This window comes from Wolbachia endosymbiont of Oedothorax gibbosus (assembly GCF_936270435.1).
Lineage (GTDB): Bacteria > Pseudomonadota > Alphaproteobacteria > Rickettsiales > Anaplasmataceae > Wolbachia.
In genome coordinates this window covers 34,502-54,432 of record NZ_OW370567.1, presented here as the reverse complement: position 1 = coordinate 54,432, position 19,931 = coordinate 34,502, and the positions used below count along the sequence as shown (strand labels likewise).

Here is a 19,931-nt window from a genome sequence, read left to right as displayed (position 1 = left end):
GCAGTTTTCTATTTTTTGTTAGCTAACGAGTTGTATATGTAAAATATATGTAAAACCCGATGCTTATTGGAATAGTAAGTGTATATACTATACCTAAAATTGGTAGAGTCATCCAGGGCTTACTGATGAAAAACACAATAAGTACTCCAAAAAATGACACAAATATATAGGATAGGCTTTTGGGAATATAAATATATTTTGCGGAGAAAGTTGGAATGTGACTTATCGAAAAAAATGAAATGGCCAGAAAGTAACAAGCTACGTTTCTTGTGTTAAAAAATCGCTCTATGAGAAGTAAGTATTCACTCTCATGAGATTGAAAGGTAATAATTATTGGCAACAAAGAAAGTAAAGCACACACTGGAGCTGGAACACCAGAAAAGAAAAATTTTTTCCAGTATGGTTGTTCTGAGTGTAGCGAAACATTAAATCTTGCAAGTCTTATTGATATGCAGATTACGTATATCATTACTAAAATCCAACCTATGACTTTGATTTCGTTTAGCTTCCAAAAATACAAAAGAAATGCAGGCGCTGCACCAAAATTTAGAAAATCTGCAAAAGAATCAAGCTGGGCTCCAAAATCGCTAGTTGATTTTAGAATTCTAGCTATTCTGCCATCCATTCCATCTATTATTGCTGCAATGATGATAAAAATTACTGAGAATTCCCATTGTTCATTAAATGTAAATTTAAGTGAAGTGAGACCAGAACATAAACCCAATAAAGTTATAAAATTTGGGAATAATTTAGTAATAGGTAAGAATCTACTGTTACTTCCATCGTTATTCATATAACGTCAAAAGTAAGCTTCTCTTGAACGTTTTCCTTATTTAAGTTTGCTATAATTGTTTCACCACCAATAACAGTTTGCCCTTCTGAAACTCTTACTTCTATATCAGCAGGAACATAAATATTCACTCTACTGCCAAATCTTATAATTCCAAACCTTTCACCTGCTTTTACGTTCTGGGATACTCCTAAATTACAAACGATACGACGTGCAATTAATCCAGCTATTTGTTCTACAATAATTTCTTTTTCCTTTTGATACTCAATTACAATAACCTGCTTCTCATTTTCATTACTAGACCTATTGCTCATTGCGGATACAAACTTGCCTTTTTTATAACTCATTTCCTTTATCGTACCAGATATTGGTATACGGTTCACATGGACGTTCAAAACACTTAAAAATATGCTAACAAGTGTGAACTTCTTCTCTTCTCCATTTTCTGCCGATAAAGGATAATTAACTTCTTCAATTTTTGAAATCACACCATCAGCAGGACTTAATATAAGATCCTTATTGCTTGGCACAGCTCTTGCTGGATCACGAAAGAAATAAGTACATAATAATGTCGGAAACAAGCACGTAACACCAAATCCCCAAGATATAGAGAATGCTATACACGTTACTATAAAGGAAACTACTATAAATGAATAACCTTCCCTATTTATATTAGGTAAACCAAAACACATAATCTTATTCACAATAATCTACTATTAACAACTTATCATCTATCACTCCTCATGAAAAGCTTTTTTTAAGAGAGCTTATACTATAGTATTTTTCAAATTCAATTTGTAATTTAGAATCAACTATGTTTTTTTTTAATTTTTATTTGTGTGACTTTGTTCAATCATGTGGGCAATAAAAACCTGACCTTACCCAGATGGTATGAATGTATTTCTTGAGCAAATGTTGCAATATTTAAGAACACGAGAGTTATTATGTAGTTGGAAAAAATTTAAAGGTACCTGAAAGTATTGACATTAGACTTCTTGCATAACCCAAACTAAGTAGAAAAAAGGCAACTCCTTTGTCATCCCAGTGCTTCATGACGGTATCATCCAAGTAGCCCTCTTCTTGTTATCCCAGTAGCCTCCTTCCCCTATCATCCCAGTAGCCCCTATAATGTCATCCCAGTGCGTGACACTGGGATCTAATTTAACCTTATGACGGTGTCATCCCAGTACTGGGATCCAAAAAACTTAACTTTAAATAAGTGGCTGCATAATAAACCAGTGTCAAGCACTGGGATGACACCCTCCTAACCCCAGTTATGGATTAACCAACGAAGTAAAGCTGAGAAATACAGGGCTTTTTCGATTGCATTGAATAAGAAATGAGGGTAGAAAAAATATGTACCAAGAAATTTACTGTGGATCTATGCCGAGTGTGCTCAAGTTCAAATTTGTTTTTTAGGCAGCCAAAAACCGTTTCAACAATCGATCTTTTCCCTAGTAAAATCTTCTCTTTCAGCGAAATCAGTGCATTTTTCATACCTTTTTTCACTTTAGTGACGAGTTTTAGACCTCTATCGAATAGTTTCTCAAAGAGCTCTTTCTTTATATAGCCCTTATCTCCAAACAAAAGTCCAGTTAGTTTTTTGGTTAGAGTTGGTACAGGTTTTCTGTCATCGACGTTACCTCTGGTTAGCGTAACACCTTGAATTTCACCTATTTCATTGATTACTACATGTAATTTAAAACCAAAAAACCAGCCGTAAGTATTCTTTCCTAACTCTGCTAATCCTTTGAAAACCTTATTTCTTGAGATTCTTTTTCGATGGCATACTGCTATTGAAGTAGAATCTATGTAGGAAATCCCGGTCATTTTTGCTTGTTCACAAAACCATTGCAAAAGTAATGCTAAATACCACAAAACTCGCGGCTTTAAGGCAATAAATCTGTGATATGAAGGCAGCTTTGAAAACTCTGATCTATAGAATAACTGAAGATAACAAAGATAAAAAGCCTTGAAGTTTTTACATGGTGATTTATGGTATAATAGGATTATGGTTAGAATTTCTGAGTGCGCTATTTCTGGTACTCTGGTTGGTTTTTTGCCGTTTGATAAGAACCTATTTGCAAAATTATCATCTACCGCACGACAAAAATCCTCGACGCAACAGTACAGTTCTGTAATATCTTTCTTCATGTGTAACCTCTTATTATTACTAAAATACTCGAGTTTACCCTGTTTCCCTCTTCTTAGTTATACTTTTATCTATTTTCTAATCCATAACTGAGGTTCCTAGTAGAGATCGCTTTTGTAATTGCAACATTCATGCAGTCTTTAGCCACAAACATTAAGAAATTCACCAAACGGAAAAAAAGGCAAAAGAAGCCCTGGTCATTGTTTATTTTCAGTATTTGGCGTTTTTTAAGTCTTAAACACTGCAATTTAGCTGCTTTTAAGTGCAACTCACCTTAGCTAAAATGTTTAAGAAATTTACTAAGCAGAAAAAAAGGCAAAAGAAACCCCGTAGTAATTAGTGTTCACTCTCTAATCCTGCAAATTGGCGTACTATACTGTCTTAAACAGCGCGTTTCAGCTTATATGGGTAAAAACCCAGAAATGTTGTGAAGACATAAGGTGCACATAGTGCAAAAAATTAAAAATAAGACGCCAACTACGTTGTTTTCTTGCTGTTTAATCTGCACAGATGAAGATAACAAAATACCTTCAGTTTCATGATAAGGGGGCTGGCGGAGTTTGTCAAGTAAGTTTTTATGGCCTACGCTGACATTTGTTACTCAAACAACAGTTATGCAAGAGATCTGTTATATACCTACTACCATACTCGCCTTACTGTTGAAAGGCTTTGGTTATATACAAAACAGAACATTTTACGTATATGATACGATCGCTCTGCTTGATAGCACTTTGTGTAAATTTATTGCCTATAAGTGGCTTGACGCAGGCATCCAGTTTTCTTTATAATTTCCTTTGTGAAAGAACAAAAATGCTTATTTGTAACCATAGCTGGCTTACCAAATGCTGGGAAGTCTACATTAATTAACAGCATCATAGGCAAGAAAATTGCAATTGTTACCCCTAAAGTGCAAACAACAAGGACGCAAATAAGGGGTATTGTAACATGCAACAACACACAAATTGTCTTTACTGATTCCCCGGGAATTTTCTCAGCAGAAACAAAACTTGAAAAAGCTTTAGTCAAGTCTGCATGGTCAGCAATCAAGGGTGATGACATCACTTTGTTGCTTATCGATGCAAGCAATTATTTGAAAAATATAGAAAGAATCAAGACCATATTTGCGCGGCTGCAACGTACAAAAGGCAGATGCATTTTGGTTATCAATAAAACTGATTTGGTAAAAAGGCCAGAACTCAAGATGGCGCATGAGCATCTGAATTTGCTTTATAAATTTGAAAAAGTTTTTACGATATCAGCATTAAAGAATGATGGACTTTCTAATTTGATGAATTACTTGTCTGAAGTTGCACCGGTGAGCCCTTGGTTTTATGAAGAAGATCAAATAACCGATTCCTCGACAAATTTTTTATCAGCAGAAATTACGAGAGAAAAATTATTCTTGAATTTGCGTGAAGAATTGCCATATTCTACAGCTGTTATAACTGAACAATTTGAGGAAAAAAAAGATAAGAGTTTAGTCATAAAACAGATAATATTTGTGTTGAAAGATAGTCATAAAAAAATAGTGCTAGGAAAAGATGGCAGTAATATTAAGAAAATTAATATCGAAGCGCGTGCTGAACTAGAAAAATTATTTGAGTGCAAGGTACACCTCTTTTTATTTGTAAAAGTGCGACCTTGGATCGACCGTCCGGAGGAGTATATAGGCAATGCTTAATTCTTTATTAGTATTTGATATTGAAACTATACCAGATGTAAACTCCTGCAAGAATTTACTCAATATTAGTGACGATAGTAGTGTAGAAGAGAAGAGGGATGCATTAACAAAATATCATCTCGAAATAACAAACGGGCAAAACTCTTTTTTGCGTCAGCCTTTTCACCAAATTGTAGTTATTAGTTTTTTACTTTGCAGTATAAGCTATCAGAGCGGTTATGAGGTGTTTACACTGCAAGAAATAAGATCTGGAGGCACACTAAATTCCAGTGAAAAGGAGCTAGTGAAAGGATTTTTTAACTACATATCAGAAAAAAAGCCAAGATTAGTTTCGTTCAACGGACGCACTTTTGATATACCAGTGCTGAAGTATCGTGCTATGGTCCATGGCATTCAAGCGGAATATTTTCATAAAGCTGGCGATAAATGGAATAGCTATAATCAAAGATATAGTAGTGATTGGCATTGTGATTTGCTTGAATCTCTCTCTGATTTTGGAGCTTCTGCGAGAGTAAAAATGAACGAAGTTTGTGCAGCATTTAATCTTCCTGGTAAGATTGGAGTTGATGGATCACAAGTTATGGGTTTATACGATAGTGGCAAGATACAAGAGATTCGAGATTATTGTGAAACAGATGTAATTAACACTTATTTGATTTACTTGAGGTTCATGCATCATCAGGGAAGGATTACTACTGAAAGCTACAACAAAAGCGTGGAAGAGCTGCTTTTAGAGTGCGAAAAAAAAGAACATCTGAAGAAATTTAAAGAAGAATGGTTGTGGTGAAAACTTTTATATTGAATTTAAATGAATAGATATTATGGAGCAATCTAATAATTGCTCCATAGTAATAGTTATACACCCCTTGCAGTAGACAAAGAACTCTCAACTTCTGCTTGTTCAAGCTGAGAAGAATTTTTATTTTTTACTTCTTCGAAAAAATTTGACCCACCAACAATATAATTTACCAAATTGGCAGCGCAATATTGAACATTACCTAAAATCGCACAATTAATTCGGTTTAGTGCTCTAACAGGATAGTAAAAAAGAGATACACTATTATTTGACTTGAAGTCTTTTTCCTCAATGCTATTGATAGCTTGGTAATAACCATCTATTTTATGGGCAGTGTATTCTTCCGGTACGGATACTCTTAATTGTGCACCTACATGAGCATAACCAAAAACACCAGGTGATACCGCTGGCACTGGGTCTTGTCTATGTTGAGTTACTCTAATGGTTTTTTCTTGAAGAACATCATTATAAAGTTCACTGGCAGTCAGGTCAAAAACCCTTGGATCACCAAAAGTTGCAACATGGATATCTTCAGCTCCTTCTGTTTTGTTGAGGCATAAAGCAGCTATCTTAGCAACAGCTCCTCCCATACTGTGACCTGTGAGATTGATTTTAAAATCTTTGATTTCTGATCCTTGTTTTTCAGCATGAGTTTTTAATACTTTATAAAGACTACGCCATGAACCTGTAAATGTATTATAGAAACCGCTATGCATTCTTCCACCTTCAGGTAAAAATTTCGAAGTAGTAAACACTGCGTTTAGATCGGTTATAACATCATGACGGTCTTGAGTACCGTGATAAGCTATAGTTATTTCTTTATCTTTTGCAAAAACAAAACCGGCGCATTTTGGGTTATTGTAATAAAATGGAATGATATTATAGCCTTCATTAATAAATTCAGCTTTAGTTTTATATCCTGCTTTCGATAACATTGGATCATTATTACCGTAGGTCATCTTAGAGAAAGTGCACATCTCTAATAATTTCTCTTTGTCAAAGCCTGCAATTTCTGCGATACTTTCATCTATCTGGTAAGAAGAAGGTAAAGAATGTGGTTCATTTGGGTCACGAGGATTTATAAATTCATAATCTTCAATGATCTCAAATTCATCATCATATTCTTCTATCTTACATTTGCCGTCATCTGCTAAGATAGAGCTTGATTGTTCTAATTGTGAATCTATACTACTTGCACCAGTACTTGTGGTACTAAACCAATTGCGTAAAAAACTAAAATCCATAAATACCTCGATCTATTTAAAACTAAACAACTTTATTTAACTATAATGTAGATTGATATTATTGTCAATAGTGTTTTTCATAATTTATTTTTTTAACATAGCTATAGTTTCTTTTCCTTTCAATTACTATTGTTAGAATAAAAAAATTTACTTCCATAGAATAAGTAGTAGAGTTATAATGCACTAACAGGCAAAAAATATTAACCTCTGTGCTAAATTTTAGTTAATATACACGTTGGGCATATTAAAAAAGTTGTCTTTAAAGTGTTGCATTTTACTTTTGTTTTTGCTATAAGGTTGCTTTAAGTTGAATTTTCAACATTTTTATATATTTACATTTAAGACAATGATTTCGAAATTTTTTGGGGGCACTTCTATGAAAAAGTCTATGTATACTAGAACTGCTCTAGTTTCTTTATTAACTTTATGTTCTTTCGGCAGCTTTGCAGCTGACTTTCCTGATGAGAGTATGAAGGAAATAAAAAAGCAAGAGAGCACAAAAACTTCTGGAAAAATGGAAGTTATGAAAACATCAAATAAAAAACTAAAAGAAAAGATGGACAGAATATGTAATGCTGATCCAAGAAAAAAAGCTGAAGAGCTTAAGAAAAAAGAGGAGCTAAGATTAGCAGCCGAGCAGAAGAAAAAAGAGGAGATCAGGCTAGCAAATGAGAAAAAAGCAAAACTTATAGAAGCTTCAAAAGCGAAAGCCCTGAAAGTTAAAAATTCTAATGTAGAAAAGTCAAAAACTAAGGGTTCTAAAGCTAAGATTCAAGAGAATGTGAAAGTTGTTAATCAGGATGTACAGAAGGCAAATCCTGTTGTTTCAGTTGGTGGGGTTGATATTATCAATACCAATCAAGGGGATGGTTTGAGAATAACTTTCGGTGGCGTTGTTGATTCTCAAGGTTATGGTAACCATGGGCTAAGTGGCTATAACCATTATAATGTTATGCCAGGTAAATCTAGAGATTATTTTAACAATGCTGAAGATAGTATAAGAGGAGCAAATCCAATATTTCCTAAAGGGATAGGGAATATTGGTGATTACAGTGAAAACATGGGCATGATTTCAGATGCAATATTGCACTTAAGAGCTGAAAATAAAAATGAGGATATTGGTCTTCGTTATGGTGCTGATGTGCAATTCCATGTTCCAGTTACTGAAGGTAAAGGAGCTTCACAAGGCGTGAATGCTGCAAGAGGTAGAAGTGCGCATGTATTCTTAAATTCACAATATGGTGATCTGAAACTTGGCTATCAGTTTGGTCCTGAGTCTCTGATGAGACTTGATGCAACAAGAATTGCAACTGTTGATGGAGCTGCAGATAGTGACTGGTTCAGAAAAGTGAACTTAGAAGGAAGTGCTGCAAACTTTCCATTTTACGTAACACCACGTCTTTACACTGAAAGCTTCTCGAGCGAGAGCGAAAAGTTCTCCTTTCGTATGGCAGGAAAGTATAACAAAGAGGTTATGACCACATTGCCGTTTAGAGCTGCTTACTACTCACCAAATTATATGGGTGCAAGATTTGGTATTAGCTACTCACCTCGCTACGATAGTGGTTTATCCGTTGTAAAAGAAATAGCTCCAAATCTCCTCAAAGATTCAAGTGATGAGGTAACAGGGGTAAAGCATGAGGAAACGTTAAGACATGTTGGACCAGATTACCAGCATATAATAAGTGCTGGTGCGTCATATGAATATGACTTTAGTAAACATAATATAAAAGTTAAAACTTCCGTAGTTGGTGAATATGGCTTTCCAAAGCAACCAAGTAAAGATAAGCATCTTTATAAGGAATTTGTGAAGTATAATGACCTGATGGGTGTTAATTTGGGTGTAAGCGCTGATTATAAGATTAATGAAGATCAAGGCGTAAAATTTGCTGCCTCTTTTGCATATTTGGGCAAATCTGGTCAACCTAAGAGTGTTAAGGAATTTGACCCTACTTCAAAAGAATATAAAGATATTACTGATACTGCTAGAAAAGATGGCTTAAAGCAATTTAATGACAAGGATACAATGTACTGGACTGTAGGAGCTGGGTATCAACATGAGAATATCTACACAAGTTTGACGTACTTTGGCAGCAGAATGAATGATGGAGATATGCTTCACGATGGCGCACTTGGCGTTCAATATGATCTATCTCCTGCATGCAGTAAGAGCAAATTTGTTCCTTATGCAGCTCTTCATTATTTTATGACTGACGAAACAGGTAAGCTGAAAGATAAGTCTGATGCTGATGTACCTTCTAACCAAGGGGTTCTTCTGCTCACTGGTGTGAAGTTTTCTTTCTAGCCAGTCAGTACACACCACAGCTTGAATGTGGTGTGTATTTCCAGATGAAAATTTTATATTGAAAAAATTTTCAATATATGGTACAATAGCTTAAAGTAGAAGTAACAATATCATGGATATAACAGTAAATCTTGATGGAGAATTTGAGGAAATAGTACAGTCCCATTCCATGTTACAAAATCGTTCCGTACCACAACAAATCGAGCATTGGGCTAAAATTGGTCAAGTTGTTGAAGATAACCCTGAGCTAAGCTATAACATCATTAAAGAAATCCTTTCAGGCATCGAGGATGCAAAATCAGGTGATGTTGAGGAGTATAAGCCTTTGTAGCCATATTCCATAAGTGCTCCTTTTCTATCGTCTCAGTGCCAATTTTTGTCATACCAGTATTTCTCTCCTTGTTATCCCAGCACCCCTCTCCTGTCATTCCAGTGCTTGACACTGGAATCCAGCTTTTGATCGAAAATGTTGTATAATGCACAATCAATTTTTCTGGATCCAAGTAGTCAAGGCACTGCCTTTGAGGCAAAACCGGCTATAACACTTAACATACTGCCTTTACAAACAAATGTTTGTACAGCTGTATGTCAAGCACTGGAATGACACCCTATGGTCACCGGAATGACGCTTTATGGCTACTTAGATGATGAGAAAAGAACACACTGCCCTTATTCTACTGGCCGTATAGCTACTTTCAAATTTAATCAATTAAGCAGGAGGCCCCTATGCAAACCACACTAAAAAATCATTTAGCTGGAGAATTACTTACCACCGCTACGTGCTGGAAATTAAAGCTCGCAGGTGGAGAAGTAATGGGATTCACTGACTATGATGAAGATTTAAATATTGATAATATACTCTATAAATCTTCAAGTGGATTTACAGCCAGTAGTATAATATTAAACAGCGATTTAAAAACTGATAATCTAGAAATTGAAGGGATATTAAATAGTGCTGATATTAAAGAAGAAGATGTTTTATCAGGAAAGTACGACTTTGCAAATATTGAAATATTTCTTGTCAATTATAAAGACTTGACCCAGGGAACAATGAATCTACATTCAGGAATTTTTGGTAAAGTGACATTAAGTAGTGGAAGATTTATTGCTGAAATTAGAGGGCTCTCAGCAAAGCTTGAGAGAAGCATAGCAGAATTATACTCTCCTGCATGCAGAGCACAATTTTGCGATGATAAATGTAAAGCCGATACTAAAAAATTTAGTAAAATAAGTACAATCACTAAAGTAATAGACGAAAGAAGATTTGAAGACACGAATTTAACTGAGAGTGATGAATATTATAAGCACGGAGTAGTAAAATTCTTTGGCTCAACAGCATTTGAAGGTGTAGTAAAAGAATATAAAAATAAAGTAGTTACATTGTTTACTGCGCCTCCATACCAAATTTTTGCTGGAGATAAATATTCAATACTTGCAGGTTGCGATAAAACATTTCCAACTTGCAGAAGCAAGTTTAACAATACTGTGAATTTTCGTGGTGAACCCTATATACCAGGTTTTTATATTGTTTAGCAGCACAATTTTCAATATCATGAATACATGGAAAGGTGGCTGAGCGGTCTAAAGCACACGCTTGGAAAGCGTGCACATATGAAAATATGTCGGGGGTTCAAATCCCCCCCTTTCCGTATGTTACTTCTAGAATAGTATAAAACCCTCGGTCGCGCACAACTCTATTCCTATAGTGAGTAGCTCTCTCTTATCTTATTTATATTATGTTTTTAACTTACCCAATAACATAAATTACTTTAGCTATGCTATCAATAGCATTGCTTTAAAAAGAGTGCCCATATTTTCAGTCAATCTTAGGAATTCACTAAAGATCCTATTCTTTTGTTCATCACTTGCGCTTTTAATTAAAGCCTGGGTTCTTTCTTTTATGCCAAAAAGGTATAAAAATTCTCTTTGAGTTAAAATCTCGCAATCTACGTATTTTAATGAATCTTTTAATGCTTGAAAGTTCACAAGTGCGGTAATATCACTATTACCAACATTCTCAAGAAAATTAGCATACTTATGTTGTTTTATCGATTGCAAAGTGCTCTTATATCCAGGATATACATAACCATAATCTATAATCAGAGCAGCTCCTTTATGATTATATATCTTCTTCTCAAGTTTTTTTAATATTTCAACTCCAGTTGAACATATTTCCACCACTGCACCATCGAAACCCCCTGTCATGCAAGTAGCTGACACAGGAATCCATGATTCTTTTTTTTTGGATTCTAGTGTCACGCACTGGCATGACACCAAGAGACTGCCATCATCTTGTTTTGTTACCATATTTTCATACCACCTCTCATCACGATATACAAACTGATCTATCGGAAGAGCGTCAAAGAACTCATTTGCTAAAAAAATGGTTGGTTGTTCTGGTAGGTCGTCAATATTTTTGTGCCAATTAACATCTAAGCCTTTTAATTTTTCCTTTTGTATCTTCCGTAAAGTAGGGCTTATTTCAACTAAGTGGATCAACATTGAATTAAAAAAGCTGCTGTATTTTTTAGTGACTCTTATTATATCGTGAATGAGTGTTCCTTTGCCTGGCCCAAGTTCAACTAGAGAAAATTTTGATGGCTTTCCTAATTTTTCCCATGTATGCATTATCCAAACTGCAATTACTTCACCAAATAATTGGCTGATCTCAGGCGCGGTAGTAAAATCACCATCCTTACCAAGTGGTGATTTACTCATGTAATAGCCGTGTTTTTCGTGATACAAAACGGCATTCATGAAATCACTGATGGATATTGATCCTTGACTTTTGTCAATTAATTCATGTATATAAGTGAGCATGTTATTAATAAATGTTTAACTATAGCGTGCCATAATATAAAATAGTAGAGTATTTATATATATAGTATAAACTTAAGTTTGTGAGTAATAGTGCTTCAGTTATGGACGACAAAAACACCGATTATGTTGCCCTTATACCTCAAGATGATAGTATTGAATACAAATTTGAAGAAGCTGTCAATTTTATAGAAAACAAGGTTATAAATGCTGATGGACTAACTTTAGCGGAAGTGTTTCAAGTGCTAGTTCAAATGCTAAATGGTGATCTAGAATTGGTAAAAAAAGTACTAGCATATGCTAATATTATGGCAAAGCATGGAATGAAGGTAGCAAAAGAGTCGCAATTAAGCAGAGCTGATGTTCGCCGAGCTTTAGAAGGTAAAGAAAGTGTTGTCAATAGACAAGATTTTATAAAGAAACCACCTCTTCCACCTGCTATAAAATCGACCAAAAAGAAAAGTAGAGGTCTTTAGATGGCTGAATCTATAAAAAAATTTACTGTACAATGTGACTTCAAAGGGCAAAGTTCACCTTTTGCAATATACATAGGAAATCCAAAAAGTGATGCTCATCCAATTCATCATCAAGATTCTTGGCTTGTAAAAGAGCGTGGAGGGAATATCCCTAATAAAGTAAAAGAAAGTCTACAAAAATTATATAAATTATCTCAAGAAAATGGAGTCTCTTTCTCAGAGTTATGCGCATATGCCATTACTGTGGTTAGTAATAATGATAAAGAGCGATAGCAAACTGCTCTCTTATCATCCAATATCTTCTTCCTGTCATTCAAATAGCTTGCCCTTACTTTTTGTCCTTTCATTTTATTTCTACTGCTTTTTTCATTCTAGGCTGTGTTATTATGGCAGCCAATATCGTTCAGACTATGATCAGCCAACCACAAGCAAAAAACGTCCTTGAGGATCACTCTTCAAATACTGCAGGAGTATAAGCTTAAGTATTAATAAATTAATTTGTATTGACTTATATATAAGTATTAGCTATAATATTAATAGTTTAATGATAAAAGAGGTTAGTGTATGGATTTTTTAAACAGTCACCCAGATTTTTTTGAGGATGATGCTTATTATATAATATCTGAATATAATACGGATAATCGAGATCTTACAGATCTTAGTACATATGTAGTAGAACGTGATGCATATGAGAATTTGGTATTCAAAAACTTATATACATATATACGTTCCGATGGAAACGTACATAAAGATATAATGCTTAATCCAAAATCTTTACAAATAGAAGAGAGGATAGAAGATAGCAGAATCAAAAAGTGTTATACAAATAACTATAAGATAGATAATGGAACTTTATCTTTAGATGAGAGAGAATTAGTATTCAATATAACTCCAGATGAATGGAATGGTTCAAAAGAGTTCAATGTAATCAGTATCACAAAAATATAAGCACACTTGCAACATACTTTACTTAATTAATAACAAGAAAGCGGTGTTCAGACAAATAATATTTTATCTTAAAGCTACCTATTTCCCTTTCACAAAAAACCTCTTGTAAAATTTAGTAAACATAATAACCAACGCGCCATCTCCAGCAACATTTGCACCAGTGGTAATAGGGTTAAGAATTACGTAAATTGCAGTTATTAACGATAACATGCTTGGAGAAAACTTTAAATACTCCTCAAGAATTCCAAGCACCACAATTATATTACTGCCTGGCGCTGCAGCAGTAAACTTCAGCAGCAAAAAATATGATAAGAAACCCACGTGCTCCCATATTGTTAAGGGTTGAGTACCAAATGATTCCATAATTACCAAAGCTAGAACGATAATACAGAAACAATTGCCAATGGAATTGGTACTTGCAATGACAGGAACAATGGAATCTACTATATTAGGTTCCTTTACATTTTTTTTACTTCCCTCTAAAGTAACAGGTATTGTGGCACTACTAGATGATGTTGCGATTGCTGTTATTAGTGCAGGTAACATATTTTTCATGCTAGCTAGCCAATCTTTCACTCTAAATGAACTTGCAACTCCATACAATAATATAACATAAACGTATATAATAATTATCATAATAATAAAGATTACAATATAATCTCTGAAAATAGTTAATAACACCCTATCATGTTGCAACTTTAAGATAAAACCTAATATAAATACAGGCATAATAGGAATTAATACTCTCTTGAGAAGAAAGAATGCTATATCTGCTAATTTTTTAGCGATAATATCACTCTTTTGTGGAATGATTTTACGTACAGTTATTCCAGCAATGAATCCAAGTAATAGAGCGTGAAAACTTGAGACCAATGTTGACAATTTAAATTCCCATAAACTGCTCAGCGCATTTTGCGGCAGCTCTATTCCAGAATCAATGTGAAAATTTTGTATAATAATATAGCCTGTGAGGTAACCAACAAGGCTTGAAAGCAAATTTGATAAGAAAACTGTTGCCAGTAGTAATATAACGAATTTAATTGCTGCATTCTTTAAGCTATTAATGCTATTGAACATTAAAGAAAAGATGATAAAAGGCATTGTAAAGCTTAAAATTTCTTTAATGCTCAAGCTCACCGAGTATAAAAAAATCTTTACATCAACAGGAACGAAATTTCCAAACAAAAGTGAAGAAATAAAAACAATAAGAAGCAGTAGCAACATACCTAGTGTAACAATTGATGAGGCTAGTCTACTTTAAATTTTTATAAATAAAAATGAACATTTATCTTTTTGCAAAATTTCCATAAGGCTTAGTTACAAAACTTTAATGAAGTTTAGCATTGGTAATAAGAAATATAATCTGCTCGAAAATTTTTATTTAGTAATTTATTTATAAAGGATATTATCTTACCGATAGTAGAGCAAATCAGAATGAAGTCTATTTTATTGACGAGGCCTTTATTGGATTCGTTGAGTACAAGAAATATATTGAGAAAGTATGGATACAAAGTTTTTATAGAACCAGTATTCACAATAAAACACTTAAATCCTGATATATCTGTGCACGAATTTGATGTTGTAATATCCACAAGTAAAAACAGTGTAAAGGCTTTTAGTCAAATATGCAAAGAGGATGACTTTCCGATTATTACGGTTGGTAATTCAACCATGCAGGCTGCAAAAAATTTGGGATTTTCTGATATAATCTCAGCAGACAGCAACGTTGATGGTCTGATATCATTCATAAAAGCTCATTATTCAAACGCAATAAAGTTCTTGTATATAAGGGGACAAGAAGTATCATGTGACCTAAAAAAGAGATTATCTGAAGAAGATTTTAACGTAAGAGAAGTTGTACTCTATAAAACAATTATTAAAAGGAGTCTAACTAATAGGTGTAAAAATTTGCTGTTGGATGGTAAAATTGATAGTGTTGCTTTTTTTTCCTCACAGACAGCAAGGATATTTTGCTCATTAGCTCTAAAAAGTGGGCTATCTCATGTGATGAGCAATATAATTGCATATACCATGAGTAAAAACATTGCTGATAGTTTAAAGTTAATCAAATGGAAAAAAATTATAACATCGAGGTTGCCTACTGGGGAGAGTTTAATTGATATAATTAATAAGGATTGTTGATGCTAAAGATTGCAACTTGGAACGTAAACTCCATACGTAAAAGAGTTAATCAACTTTGTAGTTTTATAGTTGATAGTCAGATAGATATAATTTTGCTGCAAGAGATAAAATGTACGGAAGAGCAATTTCCTTATGCAGAGATAGAAAAGTTAGGATATGAATATGCTATCTATGGACAAGTTGCAAGAAATGGCGTTTGTGTTTTATCTAAATATCCGATACTGGAAAAACTGAAAATTGACATTGTAGAAGGTCATCAAGAAGCACGTTATATAGAATGTGTGATAAAACACACCAATTATAAGATAAGGGTAGGAAGTGTATACGTTCCAAACGGTCAAAGCCTGGACTCTCACGCATTTGAATATAAACTCAAGTTTTTTGATAACCTATATGAAAGGATGAGCACTTTGTTGAAGAATGAAGAGTTAACTATTATAGCTGGCGATTATAATGTTGCACTGGATGAAATTGATGTTTTTGATTCAAATTTATTGAATGGCCAAGTATGCTTTCATATAAAAGAACATGAGAAGTTAAGAGCAGTCTTGAATCTTGGGTTTAAAGACGCGTTTAGAATATCCCACCCAAATTTGCAACAATTCACTTGGTGGCATTATCAAGGCAATTCACTCAGAAACAATCAAGGAATGCGAATAGATTATATGCTGTTATCGCCACAAGCTGTAGATAAATTGGAAACATGCTACATAGATGATAGATTGCGTAAGCTAGAAAATCCGTCTGATCATACTCCTGTTGTATGTGCTATAGAATAATAGTAGACCTCTTACACAACTCACTTTATTGGCAAACTTAGGTATTACTTGGTTGTTGCCCTTTGTTTTTAGCTTGCTGATCTAAAGTAACTTGTTCAAACACAGGCTTAGGTTGTTGTTCACTCTTTTCATTTTTCTGGGAAGCTTTCTCAGGAACAGGCTGTTGTTCACTCTTTTCTTTTCCTACCGAAGTAACTTGCTCACTCCCTTTAGCTTTCTCAACTGGGGTTTTTAAAATTGTATTGATACCATCAAGAATTTTCCCATCCCATCCTTCTTTTTTCTTTTCATCTTGCGAATGAGGGTTATATAAAGTACCTTTTTTGTCATTTGAAAAAAGAACTCCCACTCCTCCTTTTATAGCAAATATTGCACCAATAGCAGCAGCAACTACCGCAAGTGTAGTAGGACCAAAAATTGATATTGAAGCAATGGAAAAAAGAATAGGAAGAAAGATCTTACGTAAGAACGTTGTTACCATCTCTTCATCACTGAGTGGTGGTTCATCCTCTTCTTTCTTGTCTTTACCGAAAAATGGCACCTTCTCTAATAACCCGTCTTTAAAAGAGCCAAAAAAGTTTTTAGGATCTACCTTTACTCCAAGCGGCCACCCGAGAAGCTTTATGAGTGAATCTTTAGCTTCTGTACCGCGTATATCAGCTACACATTCAGCTACTGCTTTTTCTATTTTGCCATTCTTTAAATTCTCTTCATTAGCTAAATTTTCTTTTCTAATTTTTTCAAATACAGAAAGTAAAAGCTGACAAAAATTCTCTTCACTTAGTAACTTTATATCTTCTTGATTAATATTATTGAATATACCTTCATGATTTTTTGATATAAAAGTAAAAATTTTCTTTTCATTTCCATTCTGTAATCGCTCTAATCGTTTATCTAATGACTTCAGATTACTCTGTAATTCTTGATTTGAAAGTTCTTCTTTCAATTTCTGTTTCTTCTTTTCTATTTCCTGTTGCGTTTGCTTCTCTGGATTTTCTAAAATATCTAAGAAAGCACGATAGATTAACTGGTGCTCCTCTTTTTCAGAAATTTTCTCATCTTTGTTAGTTAGCTGAGTAAATAGCCTTTGTTTTTTTTCTGGTAAAGTTCGTTTTATATCTGGCATAACTGACCTATTTGCATTTACCTATGCCATAATTATAGCATATTTTTCGTATTAGTTCAAATGATTTATACTCCTAGAATTCACGATGTTTAAGTCATAATTAAGAGAATTTAGACCCCAGTTGTCGCCAATTTTTATTTCTACTTCAAGTGGTACAGAAATTTCTATTGCATTTTCCATTACGTCTTTCATAAGTTTTGCTGTTTCTTGTACCTTTTCGTCTTCTACTTCAACCAGTAGTTCATCGTGAACTTGGAGGATTATTTTACCTACTTTTAACTGATCAAAAAGCTGAATCATCGCGCGTTTTATTATATCAGCGGCAGTTCCCTGCAGTGGTGCATTTATTGCTGCTCTTTCTGCAAATTGTCTTATATAAGGAATTTTATTATTTATGTCTCTTACAAAACATCTTCTACCAAACAAAGTTTCGACATAGCCATGTTGCCTTGCGATAGACACTACTTTTTCCATATAGGCTTTTATTTCTGGGTAACAAGAAAAATAGTAATTAATGTATTCAGCAGCCTCCTGAAAGGTAATACCAAGCCGCTTTGCAAGGCCAAATGGACTAATGCCATATATAATTCCAAAATTAATGGATTTTGCTTTGCGTCTTAATTGCTCATCTATTTCTTGCACTCCAAAAACTTGTCTTGCAGTGATATCATGAATATCTTGCCTGTTTGCAAAAGCTTCTTTAAATGCGGTAACATTTGCAACGTGTGCCAGGAGTCTTAGTTCTACTTGTGAATAGTCAGCAGAGATTATTTTGCATCCTTTTGGCGCAATAAATGCTTGTCTGATGAAATTTCCTTCTTCACTTCTGATAGGAATATTTTGTAAATTAGGATTGCCGGAGCTCAGCCTTCCAGTTGCAGTTGCAGTCGTTGAAAAGCTTGTGTGTATCCTACCATTAAGTGGATCAACCTGCTTTATTAATGCATCAGTGTAAGTGCCTTTTAATTTACTTGAATGTCGCCAACTTAAAATTTTACCTGCAATTTCTACCCCTTCTTCTTCGAGTGCCTCTAGAACTTCATAATTGGTGCTATACGATCCAGACTTTGACTTCTTCTTTTTACTTAGCCCCATTTTATTAAATAAAACATCACTTAATTGCTTTGGCGAAGCAATATTAAATCTTTCCCCTGCCAAGTTATATATGTCATTCTCAAGTACAGCGATTACCTGCTGAAATTTATCGGACAATTCCTGTAATTTTTGTATGTTCAGTAATATCCCATTTTTCTCCATATCAAATATTACTTTCATAAGTGGCTTATCGAAGCGCTCGTAAATTGTGAACAATTTTTCCTGAAATAACCTTTGCTTTAGCTTTTCATGAATTGCTATTAAAGTTTTTGCCGAGAAAATTTCTGCATTTTCACTCAAATTATGCGCAACTATGTTTGGAATACTGTGATCATGCTTTCCTGTGTCTAAGCTATATGACATTATCATCAAATCATCAACTGAATCTAGCATCTTCTCTACTGCAGGGAAGATTTTCCTCATCTCTTTAATGTTATGTATTATTTTAAGCGCTCCATTTGAGAGTAAAGTTGAGTTAATTATAATGAGTGCATCTTGTATGCTGTCTTGCTCTATACAAAAAATATTACTTTCGCTATAAGATAGACTTAATACATTGTTTTCAAGGTGGTAATGAATTGCAATTTTGCCTTCATATCTACAATGCTCCAAAAATTTCTCTAACTCTTCACTACTATATTCTGTTTTCTTTTCTGTGCTAGATCCATTGTAAGAAAAAAGCTTTTCCGTTTTACCTATTAAGGAATTGAATTCATACTTCTTTAAAAAGGATAATAGTTTCTCCATATTTGGAGAATGGACTTCATATTTTGCAATATCATGTTGAAGGTCTACTTTTTCGCATAGTGACAAAAGTTCTCTTGAAATTAGTGCTTTTTCCTTATGTTCGGTGAGGATATTACGTATCCTTGTTTGCTCGATATTATCAATGTTCTCTATAATATTATTCAACGAATCAAATTCATCTAGTAATTTAGCTGCAGTCTTCGGCCCTATTCCTGGAACGCCTGGAATGTTATCAGATGCATCACCAGTTAGAGAAAATAAATCAAGAAGTTTGTTTGAATTTACACCAAATTTTTCTACTATTTGTTTTTCATCTATGTATATATTTTTAATGGGGTCGAATATTAAAATATTGTGGTTCAAGAGTTGAAACAAATCTTTATCTGATGAAACGACTACCACTTTAAAGTCTTGGTGGTTGGCGTATTTTGCAGCTAGTGTTGCGATTATGTCATCTGCTTCATAACCTTCAATTTCTTCATAGCTGAGGTTAAAAGCTTCTACAGCTTCCCTCAGTATGGTGAACTGTGGAATTAGATCCTCAGGAGGCGTTACTCTGTTTGCTTTGTACTCAGGATATAAATTGTGCCTAAAATTCTTTTTCCCTACATCAAGTGCTATAGTTAAGTAGTCCGAATGGGCAATGTACTTAAGAACCATATTCAGAAAGCCATATACACCACCTATTGGCATTCCTGTTGTGGTAATTAAGTGAGGTAGTACATAGTAAGCTCTGAAAAGAAAACCATAGCCATCTATGATTGTGAAAGTTTTTTCTTTCATTGTAGATATTTGTGTGTGCCTTTGATGGTCTACTATTTAGCTGCAAAAAT

Annotated in this window: 18 protein-coding genes and 1 tRNA gene; 11 read left to right on the top strand and 8 right to left on the bottom strand. The window is 34.1% G+C overall.

The window, feature by feature from the left end; all coding sequences use genetic code 11:
- Nucleotides 1–22: 22 nt before the first annotated feature.
- The 3 genes from NBW39_RS00255 to NBW39_RS00245 all read right to left on the bottom strand — a co-directional run bounded on the left by NBW39_RS00255 (nt 23) and on the right by NBW39_RS00245 (nt 2,944).
- Complete coding sequence (locus tag NBW39_RS00255; protein WP_250295248.1) at nt 23–793, bottom strand: CDP-alcohol phosphatidyltransferase family protein; 771 nt, start codon at nt 791–793, stop codon at nt 23–25.
- Nucleotides 790–1,482: a phosphatidylserine decarboxylase gene (locus NBW39_RS00250; RefSeq protein ID WP_250295807.1), complete on the bottom strand. Its 693-nt coding sequence runs from the start codon at nt 1,480–1,482 to the stop codon at nt 790–792. The genes NBW39_RS00255 and NBW39_RS00250 overlap by 4 nt, the downstream gene beginning before the upstream one ends.
- 589 nt (nt 1,483–2,071) lie before the next feature.
- Nucleotides 2,072–2,944, bottom strand: a complete 873-nt coding sequence (locus tag NBW39_RS00245) for an IS982 family transposase (RefSeq protein ID WP_250294632.1) — start codon at nt 2,942–2,944, stop codon at nt 2,072–2,074.
- A gap of 794 nt (nt 2,945–3,738) precedes the next feature.
- On the opposite strand from NBW39_RS00245, the gene era reads away from it, so the two are divergent.
- Together era and NBW39_RS00235 are read left to right on the top strand one after the other, a co-directional pair.
- Nucleotides 3,739–4,623, top strand: coding sequence for a GTPase Era (era, locus tag NBW39_RS00240; RefSeq protein ID WP_250295247.1), 885 nt, complete (start codon nt 3,739–3,741; stop codon nt 4,621–4,623).
- Nucleotides 4,616–5,410 (top strand): 3'-5' exonuclease, encoded by a 795-nt coding sequence (locus NBW39_RS00235; protein ID WP_370273659.1) that lies wholly within the window; start codon nt 4,616–4,618, stop codon nt 5,408–5,410. Before era ends, NBW39_RS00235 begins: the two co-directional genes overlap by 8 nt.
- A gap of 68 nt (nt 5,411–5,478) precedes the next feature.
- Here the strand turns inward: NBW39_RS00235 and NBW39_RS00230 are convergent, their stop codons facing one another.
- Nucleotides 5,479–6,663 (bottom strand): lipase family protein, encoded by a 1,185-nt coding sequence (locus NBW39_RS00230; RefSeq protein ID WP_250295246.1) that lies wholly within the window; start codon nt 6,661–6,663, stop codon nt 5,479–5,481.
- A gap of 376 nt (nt 6,664–7,039) precedes the next feature.
- On the opposite strand from NBW39_RS00230, the gene NBW39_RS00225 reads away from it, so the two are divergent.
- From NBW39_RS00225 to NBW39_RS00210, 4 genes are all read left to right on the top strand, one after another.
- The gene (locus NBW39_RS00225) at nt 7,040–8,968 is read left to right on the top strand and encodes a WD0745 family porin (RefSeq protein ID WP_250295245.1); all 1,929 of its coding nucleotides are present in this window, start codon (nt 7,040–7,042) and stop codon (nt 8,966–8,968) included.
- A 112-nt stretch (nt 8,969–9,080) separates the two neighbouring features.
- Nucleotides 9,081–9,299 carry a ParD-like family protein gene (locus tag NBW39_RS00220; protein WP_250295244.1) on the top strand — a complete coding sequence of 73 codons (219 nt, stop codon included), beginning with the start codon at nt 9,081–9,083 and terminating at the stop codon, nt 9,297–9,299.
- A gap of 395 nt (nt 9,300–9,694) precedes the next feature.
- The gene (locus tag NBW39_RS00215) at nt 9,695–10,501 is read left to right on the top strand and encodes a DUF2163 domain-containing protein (RefSeq protein ID WP_250295243.1); all 807 of its coding nucleotides are present in this window, start codon (nt 9,695–9,697) and stop codon (nt 10,499–10,501) included.
- A gap of 29 nt (nt 10,502–10,530) precedes the next feature.
- A tRNA-Ser gene (locus NBW39_RS00210) sits at nt 10,531–10,617 on the top strand.
- 124 nt (nt 10,618–10,741) lie between these two features.
- On the opposite strand, the gene NBW39_RS00205 is transcribed toward NBW39_RS00210, so the two are convergent.
- Nucleotides 10,742–11,788 carry a class I SAM-dependent methyltransferase gene (locus tag NBW39_RS00205; RefSeq protein WP_250295242.1) on the bottom strand — a complete coding sequence of 349 codons (1,047 nt, stop codon included), beginning with the start codon at nt 11,786–11,788 and terminating at the stop codon, nt 10,742–10,744.
- 101 nt (nt 11,789–11,889) lie between these two features.
- On the opposite strand from NBW39_RS00205, the gene NBW39_RS00200 reads away from it, so the two are divergent.
- From NBW39_RS00200 to NBW39_RS00190, 3 genes are all read left to right on the top strand, one after another.
- Nucleotides 11,890–12,261, top strand: a complete 372-nt coding sequence (locus NBW39_RS00200; protein ID WP_370273656.1) for a hypothetical protein — start codon at nt 11,890–11,892, stop codon at nt 12,259–12,261.
- Nucleotides 12,262–12,534, top strand: a complete 273-nt coding sequence (locus NBW39_RS00195; RefSeq protein ID WP_250295239.1) for a DUF2610 domain-containing protein — start codon at nt 12,262–12,264, stop codon at nt 12,532–12,534.
- 291 nt (nt 12,535–12,825) lie between these two features.
- On the top strand, nt 12,826–13,209 hold the full coding sequence (locus NBW39_RS00190) for a hypothetical protein (RefSeq protein WP_250295238.1): 384 nt from the start codon (nt 12,826–12,828) through the stop codon (nt 13,207–13,209).
- A 78-nt stretch (nt 13,210–13,287) separates the two neighbouring features.
- Here the strand turns inward: NBW39_RS00190 and NBW39_RS00185 are convergent, their stop codons facing one another.
- Complete coding sequence (locus tag NBW39_RS00185; RefSeq protein WP_250295237.1) at nt 13,288–14,433, bottom strand: cation:dicarboxylate symporter family transporter; 1,146 nt, start codon at nt 14,431–14,433, stop codon at nt 13,288–13,290.
- 210 nt (nt 14,434–14,643) lie between these two features.
- Here NBW39_RS00185 and NBW39_RS00180 point away from each other — a divergent pair, with 210 nt between their 5' ends.
- Both NBW39_RS00180 and NBW39_RS00175 read left to right on the top strand, forming a co-directional pair.
- Nucleotides 14,644–15,351, top strand: coding sequence for a uroporphyrinogen-III synthase (locus NBW39_RS00180; protein ID WP_250295235.1), 708 nt, complete (start codon nt 14,644–14,646; stop codon nt 15,349–15,351).
- Nucleotides 15,351–16,130 carry an exodeoxyribonuclease III gene (locus NBW39_RS00175; protein ID WP_250295806.1) on the top strand — a complete coding sequence of 260 codons (780 nt, stop codon included), beginning with the start codon at nt 15,351–15,353 and terminating at the stop codon, nt 16,128–16,130. Before NBW39_RS00180 ends, NBW39_RS00175 begins: the two co-directional genes overlap by 1 nt.
- 37 nt (nt 16,131–16,167) lie before the next feature.
- Here NBW39_RS00175 and NBW39_RS00170 read toward each other — a convergent pair whose 3' ends face one another.
- Both NBW39_RS00170 and polA read right to left on the bottom strand, forming a co-directional pair.
- Nucleotides 16,168–17,256 (bottom strand): hypothetical protein, encoded by a 1,089-nt coding sequence (locus NBW39_RS00170; RefSeq protein WP_250295234.1) that lies wholly within the window; start codon nt 17,254–17,256, stop codon nt 16,168–16,170.
- A gap of 51 nt (nt 17,257–17,307) precedes the next feature.
- Nucleotides 17,308–19,881 (bottom strand): DNA polymerase I, encoded by a 2,574-nt coding sequence (polA, locus tag NBW39_RS00165; RefSeq protein WP_250295233.1) that lies wholly within the window; start codon nt 19,879–19,881, stop codon nt 17,308–17,310.
- Nucleotides 19,882–19,931 lie beyond the last annotated feature (50 nt).

What these genes read in the sequence shown, in the direction of transcription:
- NBW39_RS00215 (WP_250295243.1), top strand. Translation starts at nt 9,695, where the DNA reads ATGCAAACCACACTAAAAAATCATTTAGCTGGAGAATTACTTACCACC.
- NBW39_RS00200 (WP_370273656.1), top strand. Translation starts at nt 11,890, where the DNA reads ATGGACGACAAAAACACCGATTATGTTGCCCTTATACCTCAAGATGAT.
- NBW39_RS00190 (WP_250295238.1), top strand. Translation starts at nt 12,826, where the DNA reads ATGGATTTTTTAAACAGTCACCCAGATTTTTTTGAGGATGATGCTTAT.
- NBW39_RS00220 (WP_250295244.1), top strand. Translation starts at nt 9,081, where the DNA reads ATGGATATAACAGTAAATCTTGATGGAGAATTTGAGGAAATAGTACAG.
- polA (WP_250295233.1), bottom strand. Translation starts at nt 19,881, where the DNA reads ATGAAAGAAAAAACTTTCACAATCATAGATGGCTATGGTTTTCTTTTC.
- NBW39_RS00245 (WP_250294632.1), bottom strand. Translation starts at nt 2,944, where the DNA reads ATGAAGAAAGATATTACAGAACTGTACTGTTGCGTCGAGGATTTTTGT.
- NBW39_RS00170 (WP_250295234.1), bottom strand. Translation starts at nt 17,256, where the DNA reads ATGCCAGATATAAAACGAACTTTACCAGAAAAAAAACAAAGGCTATTT.
- NBW39_RS00195 (WP_250295239.1), top strand. Translation starts at nt 12,262, where the DNA reads ATGGCTGAATCTATAAAAAAATTTACTGTACAATGTGACTTCAAAGGG.
- NBW39_RS00185 (WP_250295237.1), bottom strand. Translation starts at nt 14,433, where the DNA reads ATGTTGCTACTGCTTCTTATTGTTTTTATTTCTTCACTTTTGTTTGGA.
- NBW39_RS00225 (WP_250295245.1), top strand. Translation starts at nt 7,040, where the DNA reads ATGAAAAAGTCTATGTATACTAGAACTGCTCTAGTTTCTTTATTAACT.
- NBW39_RS00175 (WP_250295806.1), top strand. Translation starts at nt 15,351, where the DNA reads ATGCTAAAGATTGCAACTTGGAACGTAAACTCCATACGTAAAAGAGTT.
- NBW39_RS00180 (WP_250295235.1), top strand. Translation starts at nt 14,644, where the DNA reads ATGAAGTCTATTTTATTGACGAGGCCTTTATTGGATTCGTTGAGTACA.
- NBW39_RS00255 (WP_250295248.1), bottom strand. Translation starts at nt 793, where the DNA reads ATGAATAACGATGGAAGTAACAGTAGATTCTTACCTATTACTAAATTA.
- NBW39_RS00235 (WP_370273659.1), top strand. Translation starts at nt 4,616, where the DNA reads ATGCTTAATTCTTTATTAGTATTTGATATTGAAACTATACCAGATGTA.
- NBW39_RS00205 (WP_250295242.1), bottom strand. Translation starts at nt 11,788, where the DNA reads ATGCTCACTTATATACATGAATTAATTGACAAAAGTCAAGGATCAATA.
- NBW39_RS00250 (WP_250295807.1), bottom strand. Translation starts at nt 1,482, where the DNA reads ATGTGTTTTGGTTTACCTAATATAAATAGGGAAGGTTATTCATTTATA.
- NBW39_RS00230 (WP_250295246.1), bottom strand. Translation starts at nt 6,663, where the DNA reads ATGGATTTTAGTTTTTTACGCAATTGGTTTAGTACCACAAGTACTGGT.